Annotated in this window: 9 protein-coding genes; 7 read left to right on the plus strand and 2 right to left on the minus strand. The window is 41.5% G+C overall.

Features of this window, described 5'->3' with window-relative positions:
* Positions 1-8: 8 nt before the first annotated feature.
* Complete coding sequence (locus F9K33_14670) at positions 9-953, minus strand: M23 family metallopeptidase (protein ID KAB2878038.1); 945 nt, start codon at positions 951-953, stop codon at positions 9-11.
* Positions 954-1,161: 208 nt separating this feature from the next.
* Here F9K33_14670 and speA point away from each other — a divergent pair, with 208 nt between their 5' ends.
* From speA to F9K33_14705, 7 genes are all read left to right on the plus strand, one after another.
* Positions 1,162-3,114 (plus strand): biosynthetic arginine decarboxylase, encoded by a 1,953-nt coding sequence (gene speA, locus F9K33_14675; protein ID KAB2878039.1) that lies wholly within the window; start codon positions 1,162-1,164, stop codon positions 3,112-3,114.
* Positions 3,115-3,189: 75 nt separating this feature from the next.
* Positions 3,190-4,764, plus strand: a complete 1,575-nt coding sequence (gene lnt, locus F9K33_14680) for an apolipoprotein N-acyltransferase (protein KAB2878040.1) — start codon at positions 3,190-3,192, stop codon at positions 4,762-4,764.
* On the plus strand, positions 4,765-8,436 hold the full coding sequence (locus F9K33_14685) for a hypothetical protein (GenBank protein ID KAB2878041.1): 3,672 nt from the start codon (positions 4,765-4,767) through the stop codon (positions 8,434-8,436).
* Positions 8,433-9,185, plus strand: coding sequence for a UDP-2,3-diacylglucosamine diphosphatase (locus F9K33_14690; GenBank protein KAB2878042.1), 753 nt, complete (start codon positions 8,433-8,435; stop codon positions 9,183-9,185). The genes F9K33_14685 and F9K33_14690 overlap by 4 nt, the downstream gene beginning before the upstream one ends.
* Positions 9,172-10,386, plus strand: a complete 1,215-nt coding sequence (locus F9K33_14695) for a DUF3047 domain-containing protein (GenBank protein KAB2878043.1) — start codon at positions 9,172-9,174, stop codon at positions 10,384-10,386. Before F9K33_14690 ends, F9K33_14695 begins: the two co-directional genes overlap by 14 nt.
* A gap of 233 nt (positions 10,387-10,619) precedes the next feature.
* A complete protein-coding gene (locus tag F9K33_14700; GenBank protein ID KAB2878044.1) occupies positions 10,620-12,341 on the plus strand; it encodes a 30S ribosomal protein S1 in 1,722 nt (573 codons plus the stop codon).
* A gap of 89 nt (positions 12,342-12,430) precedes the next feature.
* On the plus strand, positions 12,431-13,072 hold the full coding sequence (locus F9K33_14705) for a ribonuclease HII (GenBank protein KAB2878046.1): 642 nt from the start codon (positions 12,431-12,433) through the stop codon (positions 13,070-13,072).
* A gap of 40 nt (positions 13,073-13,112) precedes the next feature.
* On the opposite strand, the gene F9K33_14710 is transcribed toward F9K33_14705, so the two are convergent.
* A complete protein-coding gene (locus F9K33_14710; protein ID KAB2878045.1) occupies positions 13,113-13,874 on the minus strand; it encodes an alpha/beta hydrolase in 762 nt (253 codons plus the stop codon).
* Positions 13,875-14,084 lie beyond the last annotated feature (210 nt).

A 14,084-nucleotide genomic window follows, 5' to 3' on the forward strand; every position in this document is an offset into this window, starting at 1 on the left:
AATAAGATCTATTTTACTTCAAGGTAGCTTATCATATCGAAGAAAATGTATAATTCAGGATTTTGACAAATATCATTGACGCGCACTTCATAATGCAAATGCGGCCCCGTTGATAACCCGGTACTCCCTACTTCTGCAATTTTCTGATTACGTTTTACTTTTTGCCCGTTACGCACATGATATGACGATAAATGGCCGTAAAGTGTTTTAACCCCATTGCCGTGATCTACAATGATAGATTTTCCGTACCCGCCGCGCCAAGTCGCCGTCTCCACAACGCCGTCCGCTGTGACATACACGGGTGTACCCCATCGCGACGCAATATCCAAACCGGTGTGTGCTTTCCATGACCGAAACGATTTACGAACGCCAAAACGATCCGTCACACGCCCGACCTTGATTGGACAAATGGAAGGAATATAATTCACCTGATTCAAGCGTGAATTAATTTGATTCTGAAGTTCAGAATAACTTTGCATTTCGAGGCTGAGACTAACTTCTAATTTATCCAGATTTTTCAGATTGGATTGAATCAGTTCGTCTGCCTCGGAAGAAATCAAATCGGGATTATAATCAATCTGAAAATCGCTGCCGCCGATACCGGCATCCTTGAGCATATCTTCCACATCGGGCAGATTCGAAACTAAACGCAATTCACTGTCTTTGGTATGAAGTGTGTTTATCTCATTTTCAATGTTCTTGACCCGTTGTCCTATTGAGGAAATTTTGTTCCGTAGAATCCCGTTTTCAATGTTTAGCTCGGCAAGACGCTCGTCGCCTGTATATGTTGAAAACAATATACCCAGCCCCGTCATGGCTATGAACAAAAAACAAATGACCGCGGTGAACATAAAAATCAAACGATTACGGGATACTATTAACTCCCGCATTTCCGATTGACTCTCAGGAAAATACAATAATCTAAATTTCTTATCTTTCATTAAACCTAACATTGTCTAATTTTTTCGGGTTATGTTTAAAAATAACAAACAATTTTTGGCAAGTCAAGGTTTATTATGAATTTCCAATATTTTCTATTGCATTTATACCCACCTTTTGATATGTTTTTGCGTCAAAAAAAGCGAGATCTATGAGAAAAAATTACGGAATCCAAAAAATCATTAAATCCGTTTTAAGTCGAATTAATTTTAATAGTTTTTTATAAGTTTTTATTTCGAGGAGGATACGCCGTTGGCATGGAACATTGAAGAATCTAACAAAGTCTACAACGTGAAAGAATGGGGAGCAGGTTATTTTCATATCAATTCCAAGGGCCATATTTCTGTCACACCCACCAAAGATCCCGATAAAGCCATTGATCTACATACTGTCATTGAGGAAGTTCATTCACGGGGAATTGAAATCCCTGTTCTTATACGATTTCAGGATATTTTGAGAAGCCGTGTTAAGGAACTTAATGAGAGTTTCAGGGCGGCTATCAGTGAATATAATTATCAGGGAAGCTACTGTGGAGTTTTCCCGATCAAAGTTAATCAACTACGTGAGGCTGTAGAAGAGATATTGGATGCGGGTATACCGTACGGATATGGGATCGAATGCGGGAGTAAACCCGAACTGTACGTTGCACTTGCTTTGATCGAAGATAAAGAACGGCTGATAATCGCCAATGGCTACAAAGACGCCGCATACATTCGTATGGCGCTTTTGGGAAAACAACTTAGGAAAAACGTCATTTTAGTAGTCGAGAAACTTTCCGAACTGCGCCAAATTCTCCAGATTTCGCAAGAATTGAATATCGAACCTGCGATAGGCATACGAGCGAAACTCAGCACGAAAGGTACCGGAAAATGGGAAGCATCAAGCGGAGATCAGTCAAAATTCGGACTCAGCACACCGGAACTTATCGAGGCAATTGAACTCCTCAAAGAAAACAACCTTCAGCATGTTTTCAAGCTCCTCCATTTTCATATCGGTTCGCAGGTTCCGGATATTCGTACTATTAAAGCCGCAGTCAAGGAAGCCGCGCGCATCTATGTCAGCATACACAAGATGGGCGTGCCCATTCAATACATTGATGTCGGCGGAGGCATGGGCGTTGATTATGACGGGTCGCGTACCACGTTTCGGAGCAGTATGAATTACACGATGCAGGAGTACGCCAATGACGTGGTTTATACTATTCTTGAAGTATGCAATAGCGAAGACGTTCCGCATCCCAATATCGTGTCGGAAAGCGGGCGCGCCATTGTCGCCCACCACTCCGTCCTGATTCTGGAAATTTTTGGTAATATCGAAAAAAATCAGAATTATAAGAAAGTCGATTTCACCCCCGACGATCCTGACATCATTCAGGAAATGCTGGATATCCGGCACCAGTTACATAAAAAAAACACCAATTATCTTGAAGCGTATCACGACGCCATTCAGCGGCGCGAAGAAGCGCATTCCCTTTTCTCGTTGGGTTATCTGACGCTTTCTGAAAAAGCGAAAGTTGAAAATCTTTTTTGGGAAATCATCTTTGTCATTCGGGAATACACAAAAAATATGACCCTAGTACCGGAAGAACTTGCGGAACTTGAACCGAGATTGGCTGAACAGTACTTATGTAATTTCTCTATCTTCCAATCTCTGCTCGATCATTGGGCCATCGGCCATTTGTTCCCTATCGTTCCTATTCATCGTCTAAATGAGGAGCCGGTCAAACGGGCAACACTAGTGGACATCACGTGCGATTCCGACGGGAAGATTGGAAAATTTATTGACCTTAAAGACATGAAGGACAGGCTGGAACTGCATCCGCTTAATGGCCAGCCGTATTATCTCGGTATTTTTTTGCTTGGGGCGTATCAGGATATCATGGGCGATATGCATAATTTATTTGGCCGCGTGAATGAAGTTCATGTATTCATGGATGACGAAGAGCCTGAGAATTATTATGTCGAAGAGATCATTCCGGGTTCCAATATCGGGCAAGTTCTATCTCTGGTACAATACAACGAAAACGAAATCATCAAACTTATTAAAAAAGCCCTCGATCAACGTATCAAAGAAGGCGTTATCAAGCCCAGTGAAGGCGTGAAACTCCTTGATATGTATGAATTAGGCTTAAAAGAATATACCTACCTTCAATTTAAACCGAACGGAAAACGATAACACAAAAATTGAATTCTAAATTTATATATTGTCTTAATTTCCTTTAGAATTTAAAATTCCAAAAACATGTAATTAATGACAAGCAACAGAATAATTCTCTTTTTACTCACGATCGTATTATACTTCTTCAGTTTTCCTCCATTTTTTACCGGCTTTTTCTCTTATTTCGTTCTCATCCCATTTTTTTTTATTCTTGAAAAAGATTTGTTTAAAAGCGGTTTCCGCACCGGTTACCTCCTGGGGCTTTTCTCAATCGGATCTTTCATTTATTGGATGAATTGGAATTCGGGAGCAACTCAAATACAAGCAACCGGTATGTATCTTGGAACAATAACCTACCTTTCATTGCTATGGGGCATTTTTGGTTTTGTTCAGAACTTTGTTTGCCAAAAATTCGGCACAAAAGGATTTGTATTTGCACCCTTTTTGTGGACCTCGCTTGAATATTTACAGTCCATGGGCGAACTCGGTTTTACGTGGCATCTTTTTCCTACGACACAAACGTATTATACTCCCCTGATCCAATATATTGAATTTACAGGTATCAACGGGATTACTTTTTGGGTTGTACTTATCAATGTAATTATCTATTTCATCATAAAAAAAGTTCGGTCCAATGATGTCTCAATTCCATGGAGCATGCACCGCTTAGTCATGGTTCTTCTTCTGCTTTTTTTTATTCCGCTTTTCTATGGGTTCATTGTTCTTAATTCACAAAAATATTCCGGAGGAAAGCGCATTCAGGCGGCGATTATTCAACCCAATATTGAGCCGAATCGAAAGTGGCTTGAAAAAGATTTTGCCTACGCAGAGATCATGCGACTCACGCATGAGGCTAAAGAAAAGAATGCAGATGTTATTTTATGGCCGGAGACAGCGATACCAACAAGACTTCGGGTAGATAAAACCAAATTTGACGATATACGCAGCGAGCTTCGCAGGCAATGGACGACACTTATAACCGGAATTCCGGATCGAAAAACAACAATGAATGTTGATGGGAAACCGAGAAGCCATTATTATAATTCTATATATATGATACGTCCCGACCGCAGCGGCTTCGTATCCTATGACAAAACACATCTGGTGCCATTCGGTGAATTCGTGCCATCATTTTTATTTTTCATGAAGGAAATGGCTATGGATGTGGGTATTCCTGATTATTATGCCGGAGACTCCATAAGCGTATTTACGTTGCCCTTGTTTAATGATACGTTACAAGCTGATTCAGTAAAAGTACTTGCCGTAGTATGCCTTGAATCTATTTTCCCCCAGTTAGTCCGGGAAGGAGTACAAAAAGGCGCCAGAATATTGGCAATCGTAACCAACGATGCATGGTATGACGGTACTTATGCCCCGATACAGCATTCGCAGATTGCTGTGCTGCGTGCAATCGAGAATCGTCTCAGCGTATTGCGATGCGCCAATTCCGGTGTATCGGCTATTATTGATCCTTACGGCAATGTCTTAGCGCAAACGCAAAACGGGACACAGGAGATATTAGCCGGATCTGTATCGATTCAGCCGCAAGAAACATTTTTTACGTGTAACGGAAACGTGTTCTCAATATTTATTTCCATCCTGACCTTTATTTTATTGCTTGTTCTCATTATCTTACGTCTGCGGTCATTTCGATCACATCCTGCTTAAATGGCCTTTGTAGGTTATCCCTATTTCATTTTTTCGATAAAAATACGATCCCAAACATTCAATACTTGTGGAAATGACTCAGGCTACTTTCAACATAAGGACAAGAGACTTCAGGTAATAGCAATGATATCACTTTCAAAATTCTATAGGTTATTTCGGCATTCAATAAAACCGATGGCTCTGCTATTAATCCCTATTTTTGGATTCTCACAAAAATTACCTATTCGAAATTATAAAAACGAGAACGGACTCCCCCAGTCGCAAATTTCTTCTATTACGCAGGACTCGAAGGGATTTATCTGGCTTATATCCACTTCCGGCTTAACACGTTACGACGGAGTCGAATTTAGGACCTATACAAAGCAGGACGGTCTTTCAAGCAATATCGGAATAGGTATATTGGAAGACAAAAGCGGTTCTCTTTGGGCCCTCATGGTCAACGGCATTTCTGTTTTTGATGTCGCCGTTGATGGATACATTCGATCATTAAAAAAAATAGATACGCGCAACGGATTACCAAACCTGGATTACACGTGCATGCACGTCGACCCACACGGTTTTTTGTGGGTCGGCTCGCGCAATGCCGGTGTTTTGCGCCTGAGCGTGGAATACGTTGACGGAACATATAAGGTTAATTCCTCCCTCGCTATCGGCAAAGCTCAAGGTTTGGCAGGCGACGCAGTCACCAAAATATTTCAAGACAAAGAAAATCGTTTGTGGGTTGGCACCGAGAACGGATTATCCTTGATTGTTTTTAATTCAGAGACTAACCATACCGTAACAAATTTTACAACACGTCACGGGCTTGGTTCGAACTTTATTACAAGTATCGCACAAAACCCGGCCGGCGAAATATGGGTTGGTACCAAATCCGGATTAAGCAAACTGGTGGACATTATTTCTTCACAAAATCCCTATAAATTCAGAAATTTTACAACCGCCGACGGCTTGATGAGCAACGACATACGAGATATTGCAGTTGACATTCCGGGCAATCTATGGGTCGCAACGGCGAAGGGTATAAGTAAACTTAATTTTTCTGAGTTCGCTGACCAGTCTCATACCGCGCACAAACAGGGTTTTATTATTTCAAACTATACTTCGGAAAACGGATTAAAGAACAATACCATCCGTTCCATTTTCGCGGATCGGGAAAATAATATCTGGATTTCCACCTTCGGCAGCGGCATCTCAAAAATTTCTACCGAAAAATTTCACACCCTTATGGAATCCGAAGGCCTGGCTGGCAATACTCCTGGGCCTCTTCTGGAGGACCTTGACGGAAGAATATGGGTTGGAACTAATAACGGTATTTCTATTATAGAATCGCGCCACGATCAAAATAAACCTATCCGCTACACGATCAGAAATATGGATCGACGATCGGGGCTTCCGCATTTGAATATTCTCGATTTTTGCAGGGACAAGGATGGAACCGTTTGGGTTGCAACGGAAGAAGGTTCTGCCAGATTCGATTTCGGTGTTTTTACACCCTATCCCGACAAAAGCCTATTGTCAAATTCCAATACTCGGCAGATAGAAATTGACGACGACGGTAATTTATGGATCGGCACCGTATCCGGACTCAACCGCGTGACGGAAAATGGAAATTTTATTTTGACAAGTAAAGACGGATTACCCAACGACTATATTCGAAAAATCACTAAAGACCATCGAGGAAATTTGTGGATTGGTACCAATAATGGATTGTGCAGGATAGATCGGGAAGAATTATCAAAGAATGTGCCGAAAATATCAGACTTTACAAGGCTAAATTTACCCGAAAAAATAATTAATGTACTTTATGAAGACCGTCAACATGATCTTTGGATAGGGTCCGATGACGCCCTGCTTAAATTAAACATCGATAATGAAGTGGACAATAAGAACCTGACTGCAATCAATCTTAGCGAAGCCGGTTTCAAAAATACTATTATTACTTGTATTGATCAGGATGCTTCCGGTCACCTTTGGATCTCGACCCGTCAGGGATTACATCAATTTGACACTCAAAAGCAACGGGTTATAAATATTTATTACAAAAGCGACGGTTTGGCCGGAAATGAAGGATCGTTATCCGACGCCATGATCGTTGATAAACAAGGCAATATGTGGATGTCGTTCTTAGGGGGCGTGACTCGTTACTTTCCAAAAATTGATTTTGAAAATAGACAATCCGTCCCGGTGTACATTAAAAAATTTTCAGCCAATAACATAACCTATTCCGTTGATCAACCCATTGAATTGAGTTATGATGACCGCAATGTGGACATACATTTTATCGGGATATTATTTCGTAATGAAGAATCACTGCAATTTCAATATCAATTGGAAGGTTTTGACAATACATGGAGTGTGCCCGCTTCGACCCGGCAAGTGCGTTATACAAATCTTGACCACGGCCGGTATACATTTCGTTGCAGTACCGTCGTTACTAATACTTCGAACTCCCCCGGCATTTTAGAATTAACATTTTCTATCCGGCCTCCATTTTGGAAACGATGGTGGTTTTTTATATTGATGCCAACGTTCATCTATGGTCTTGGATATATTTTTTATCAAAACCGAATCCGGGTTATAAAGAAACGCAATGCCGATCTGGAAAACCGTATCCATATTCGTACTCAGGAAGTTAAAAAGCAAAACGAAGAAATAAACAAACAACGCGAGATACTGGAGCAACAAAAACAAAAACTAGAAAATACGATACGGGAACTTACCAAGACCCAGACCGACCTTATTCACTCAAAAAAAATGGCTTCGTTAGTACAGATCGTTGCAGGTATCGCCCACGAGATGAACAACCCGCTCGCCAATATCTACGGCAATGCGACTCATTTTAAGGAGTATGTGGTTAGCCTGAAACAATTGCTTGCGGCAATTGATTCGGAGATATTAAACAATACTTTTCGTACACCTGAAGAATTTGTGGAAAAAAAAGTAGAGATTGAGCGACTAAAGGCTTCAATAGACTATGAATATGTGCTTCGGGATATTAACAATATTCTGGTAAGTTTCGAAAAAAGTTCAAATCGCATGATGCAAATCGTCAAGGATCTTAGAAAATTCTCGCGTCTCGACGAATCTGAGACCAAGGAAATCAATATAAATGATAACCTCGGGAACATAGTCGAACTTTTTATGAATCAGTATCGCTTCAGCATAAAGATTGCCAAGAACTTTGCCCCATTGCCTCCAATCTTATGTTATCCACAAGAGCTCAGCCAGGCATTCATGCAGATCATGCTCAATGCCGCGCAGGCCATACTGGAATATCAGGAATATGCCCTGCGGGAAATTCGGAATGAAGATTCAGTTCTTGAACTCGATGTAGACCGGGGCCATATCTGGATTGAGACGCGGGTGATCCAATCGGCTTCCATGAAAAATCTTGAACTATCCTTGCAGGAAATTGACAGCGGCCTAAAAAAATTTTTTATTCTGATTAAAATAAGAGACGACGGCATTGGAATTGACCCCGTTATGCGTGACAGGATATTTGACCCATTTTTTACGACACGTAAAATCGGTGAAGGAGTTGGACTAGGGCTGTCGGTTGCATACAGCATTATTGAAAAACATCAAGGAAAGATATTTTTCAGCAGCGAGCGCTTTGAGGGAACGGAATTTATCATCGAATTACCTATACGAAACCATTTGTCCGAAGCATGACATCAACAAAAGAAAAAATTTATTTCATTTCCGATATACATTTAGGTACTTCCGACACCATGATGGAGCATACCAAATACCGCATGCTCAAATCTTTTTTTGATCATATACAAAACGATGCGCGTGAATTGTATATTCTCGGCGATTATTTTGATTTTTGGTTTGAATACAAGCATGCGATCCCCAAACAATGCGTACTGGGCATACACTTGCTGATGCAGCTGATAGATCACGGAGTTTCAGTTCACTATCTCAGCGGCAATCACGATCATTGGGTCCATGATTTTTTTAAAAAAAACCTCGGCATAACGGTATACCCTGCCTCCCGCACGGTGGAATTGGATAATAAAACAATATTTCTTTATCACGGCGACGGCATATCGGATCTGGACAAATCTTATCGAATTATGAAAGTTTTTCTTAGAAACAAATTGAATGTCCTGTTGTATCGATGGCTGCATCCTGATCTTGGAATTCCTCTGGCAAATACCATGTCCAGCATAAGCAAGAATCAAGACCGGGATTACAAGAAGTATATTAATGATCCGAGTATCCATTCCTTTCTACAAAAAAAATTCAGTGAAGGCGTTGATATTATTATCATGGGACATCATCATCAGCCGAAAGAAGAACTCTTTGCAGGAAAGAAATATATTAACTTAGGTGACTGGATACATCATTTTACCTACGGCGAATGGTCGCATGACACTGTACTACTAAAAAAATGGACCGAACATGAAATACTGTAAAATTTTTCTGGCAGGTGCAATCCTATTCTGCGCTTCCGAAAGAGGAGCCTCTCAATCATTACCCAATTCGGCTTCAAAACAATATTATCTCGTTTTACAAAATTGGTTGCGAGACAGTGTGAAAGTAAAAAGTCAACTTGAATCATTTGTCACTACTCCATTGGACGACCTATTTGATTGGAATGAAATAACGCGGCGGGCCTTTGCAGAAAATTGGGTAAATTTATCCGGTTCATGGCAAAAGCGGTATACTCAAGCGGTACGAAAATGTATTATGAAAACGACCGCATCCCGTTTACCCGAATTACGCGCGTACCTCCATGAGAAAAATATTCGATGGGAGGAGGAATCGATTAATAAAGACAAAGCAAAAACAGGTTTTCACTTCGTTCGAGATAACGCCATTGAAAAAATAAGCCTTCGATTGCTGTTCTCCGGAGAAACATGGAAAGTGTACGACGTACGAACGGAAAACTTCCGGCTGATCAGAGATGTATTGAGCGCATTCGATGATCTGATCTCAAATGGCTTCAGCCACGAATACGTCGAAGCCGTAATAGTAAATGATACCGCGTTTACAATTGATAACTTCAATGCTAATGAAGACGGAGATTACCCGAAACTGTGGGGATGGCGAAAAAAAGACGACGATTATATACGCGCTAACAAGAGGCTTTATTTTATTCAAAAAGAAAACGAGGACGCGTTTTTATCTTCAGAGACGAGCGACGCTTCTGTTGCACTAGTCAAACCATTCAGCTACCATATAAAAGAATACCCGTATTTGTCGTGGCGGTGGCGATTAAGAGAATTTTCTGCGGGCCGGGAAACCGATCGTTTTCAAACGCAGATAACTGAAGTAGTGGTCATCTTCTATCAAAATTGGCTCGGCGCACCCGTCACACTCCACTATGTCTGGGATCCCACGGCGTCTCCGTGTGCGACGATCCGAAAAGAAGGTTTCATGTTTGATTCTTATGCAAAGGTCATTCGTACTGAATCCACTCCGTCCGATGCATGGTTTATAGAAAACGTGAACCCTTTTGAGGACTACGGGAGGATTTTCGGAGAAGATCCTCCGGAACAAATTATCGGTATATATCTTAGTACAGAATCCGATTCGGGTCAAGCCGTTTCAAAGATAGATTTTGACGATTTTGTAGTTAGAAAAGCAACAAATCTGCCGTCTTGTTCGAAATAATACGATTTTTTTGTCTGCCGTACTCTCCCGTATTTTAATGAAATTATTATTGCATATAAAATCCTCTTGACCTATATTGCACACCCTTGAAATAAGGAGTTAACTACAACGCGTCAAGCACAGGCGCATCACTAACACCCGGTTATTCGGGATTACAGAAAAGGAGTTTTGCAGAGATCATGTGCGGCTTGTTCCTAGTGAATGGGTTGAAATCACTGCAAAGAAATAATTAAATGTCAGAAACTAAAACCTTAAACCTCAAACGCGATTACGGCAAAAAAGTCATTCCCCTCGCCCAGTTTAAAGAAATGAACGGGGATTATGACGAAACCGAATTTAACAATTACAAATCCCTTTACGAAAAGACCTTAACTACGATTTCTCAGGGTGAAATTGTTAAAGGAAAAATTCTTGCCATCAGTGAAAAAGAAGTCAAAGTTGATATCGGCTTCAAAAGCGAAGGCATCATTCCCACAGCGGAATTTGGTACCAATCTGGAAAAATTCAAGATCGGCGATGACATTGAAGTATTCTTGGATAATATTGAAGATAAAGAAGGTCAGATCATTCTCTCGCACAAAAAAGCAGATTTCATGCGCGTATGGGAGAGAATTACTAAAATGCATGAGACGGGCGAAGTGGTCAGCGGAACGATCACAAAACGTATCAAGGGCGGCATGGTGGTCAATGTATTAGGAATCGATTGCTTCCTCCCTGGTTCACAAATCGATGTCAAGCCGATCCGTGATTTTGACGCGTACGTCAATCGTGAGATGCAATTCAAAGTTGTAAAATTGAACAATCTCCGTAAGAATGTTGTCGTCAGCAGCCGCGCACTGATTGAAGAATCTACTAAGGGACAGCGCGAACGCATTCTTACCGAACTTCAAAAAGGTCAGATATTGGACGGCACTGTTAAGAATATCACGGATTTCGGCGCCTTCATCGATCTGGGCGGCGTAGACGGACTTCTGCATATTACCGATATGTCATGGGGCCGTGTAAAACATCCCTCCGAGATAGTGAAGCTGGATGAAAAAGTGAAGGTCATGGTCATTGATTTCAATGAGCAAAAAGACCGCATCTCCTTAGGCATGAAACAAATGCAGGCAGAACCGTGGGTCGAAGCAGCTAAAAAATATCCCGTGAATACATTAGTTAAGGGCAAGATTGTTTCCATCACGGATTACGGCGCCTTTATTGAACTCGAAAAGGGAATTGAAGGCTTGATTCACATATCAGAAATGTCATGGAATCAAACGATCAAACACCCTTCGCAGGTATTCAATATTGGCGACGAAATCGAAGCGGAAGTAGTCAGTATCGTTGCTGAAGAACGTAAGGTTTCCCTATCGATTAAGAAATTACAAAATGATCCCTGGGAAAATGTCGAATCGAAATATCCGCTCGGCAGCAAGCATCTTGGTAAAGTTCGTAACCTGACTAATTTCGGCGTCTTTGTTGAACTCGAGCCCGGTATTGACGGACTAGTTCATATTTCTGATCTTTCATGGACACGTAAAGTTCGTAACCCGAATGAAATCGTGAAAAAAGGCGATGATATTGAAGTCGTGATCATGGGTATTGACAAAGAAAATCGCCGCATCTCGATGAGCCACAAACATATCGGCGAAAATCCATGGGACGGATTTATCGAAGCTTATTCACCCGGAACAGAAACAACAGGTAAAGTAAGCCGCACGATTGAAAAAGGTTTGATTGTCGAATTGCCGTTAGGCGTCGAAGGATTTATTCCCTCTTCTCACCTGCCGAAATCGGATAAGAAAGATTCTTTTGCGGAAGGCGTAGAGTTAAATCTTGTGGTTATCGAATTTGATAAAGACAATAAGAAGATTGTACTGTCGTCTACTGAATTTGAAAAGGCCAAAGAAGCTAAATTAGTCGAGGAATATAATGCCCGCCAGCAAGCCGGGGCTGAAGAAACCAAGAACTAATTAAGACATTATTTATTGAAAAAGGGTTGAATGGTTTCTAAACCGTTCAACCCTTTTTGTTTTAGCCGATTTTGAAAACCCAATTACTTATGATACATGAACTGCTGAAATTTGAAACGGAATGCTGGGATCACCACCACCACCGAGTGGCGGGAACTGACGAGGCCGGGCGCGGTCCTTTAGCTGGCCCGGTTGTGGCTGCTGCAGTGATATTCGAGAAAGATTTTATCATTGAAGGCGTTACGGATTCCAAACAATTGAATGAAGTACAACGCGAGACATTCTTTGAAGTGATCCAAAAACAGGCGCTGGCCTTTCATATCGCCATTATAGATCATGAGCAGATTGACAGGATCAACATATTACAGGCTTCGCTGAAAGGCATGCGCGAGTGCATCGAATCCATGCCGATCAAAGCGGACTACATTCTCATCGACGGTAACGCCGATGCGTTTCCAAAAAATCATTTTTACGGCACGCGCCAAAAGCCGATTGTAAAAGGCGACTCCAAGAGTTTTTCCATTGCGGCTGCATCTATATTGGCCAAAGTAACCCGCGACCGGCTTATGGTGGAGTACGATAAGATATTTCCGCTATATCAATTTGCGAAACACAAAGGTTATCCGACGCCGGATCACATTGACGCCATCAGAAAGCACGGACTTTCAACCATACACCGAAAAACTTTTTGCGCGGGAATTTTGCATGAACAGCTTGGTCTTGGATTTTAGATAAACGATAGAATTGGATGTTCTATCCTGCTGACAGAGGCTATAGGGATATCTTCTTTAGAAATTTCCTTAAGGCAAGATTAAATTCTTGAGGTTTTTCCATCATCGGCATGTGACCGCATCCTTCAAACACTTCAAAAGTGGACAGTTTAGAGGCTTCTGCCATTTGTACCGACTTTTCAACCGCTATTAACACATCGTCCGTTCCGGCTGTAATGAACACCGGAACGGATAAATTTCTGAGCGTCTCAAATTGATCTTTTCGCGCAGCCATTGCCTTTAACGCTGTTGTAACTCCCTGAGCGGACGCCTCTTTCATAATTAGTTTTAACTTATTCTGCAGAGCTGAGTCATTCGTATTCCGATACGGCGATAACAGCTTTTCAGACATCGTTGCAATGATAAAATCAAATCCCTCTTTTTCAACTCGTTCTGCATTCTTCAAACGGCCTGCTCTCGCTTCCTCCGTGTCCGCGCCTGCCTGGGAACAGATCAATCCGAGGCCCATTACCCGATTTTCGTGACGAGCCGCAAACGCCAGTGAAATATAACCGCCCATCGAATGCCCCATAACAACCGCTTTTTCGATCTTTTTTTCGTCAAGCAACTCCGCAATGTGATCCGAATAACCTTCCATGGATAATGCATTTTCAAAACCGGATTGTCCAAAGCCTGGCAAGTCCGGTGCAAGTATTCTAAATGAATCCGACAAGGAAAACTGGTTTTCCCATGTTCGATGGTTTAGCGGGTAACCGTGAATCAACACAACCGGAAGTCCGGAACCGATTTCAAGTACAAACAAGTCTTACCTCGTTATCTTTGTATACTGTTCATTGATCATTGTTTAACGTGCTTATCGGGTTGGATCACTAAAGGAAGGGAACACTTCAGTCTGAGACATTATGTTAATGAGTCGGTGTTTTGATAAGTTTCTTCTAAATTTAAAATGGAGAACTTATCATGGAAACACAAACCTCAAATTTAAGTTTTAAAGGACAACACTTTTACGTAG

The organism is bacterium (genome assembly GCA_008933615.1).
GTDB lineage: Bacteria > CLD3 > CLD3 > SB21 > SB21 > SB21.

Excerpts from the sequence above, each read along its gene's own strand:
- lnt (KAB2878040.1), top strand. The coding sequence starts at position 3,190 with ATGACAAGCAACAGAATAATTCTCTTTTTACTCACGATCGTATTATAC.
- F9K33_14700 (KAB2878044.1), top strand. The coding sequence starts at position 10,620 with ATGTCAGAAACTAAAACCTTAAACCTCAAACGCGATTACGGCAAAAAA.
- F9K33_14705 (KAB2878046.1), top strand. The coding sequence starts at position 12,431 with ATGATACATGAACTGCTGAAATTTGAAACGGAATGCTGGGATCACCAC.
- F9K33_14685 (KAB2878041.1), top strand. The coding sequence starts at position 4,765 with ATGGCCTTTGTAGGTTATCCCTATTTCATTTTTTCGATAAAAATACGA.
- F9K33_14695 (KAB2878043.1), top strand. The coding sequence starts at position 9,172 with ATGAAATACTGTAAAATTTTTCTGGCAGGTGCAATCCTATTCTGCGCT.
- F9K33_14670 (KAB2878038.1), bottom strand. The coding sequence starts at position 953 with ATGTTAGGTTTAATGAAAGATAAGAAATTTAGATTATTGTATTTTCCT.
- F9K33_14690 (KAB2878042.1), top strand. The coding sequence starts at position 8,433 with ATGACATCAACAAAAGAAAAAATTTATTTCATTTCCGATATACATTTA.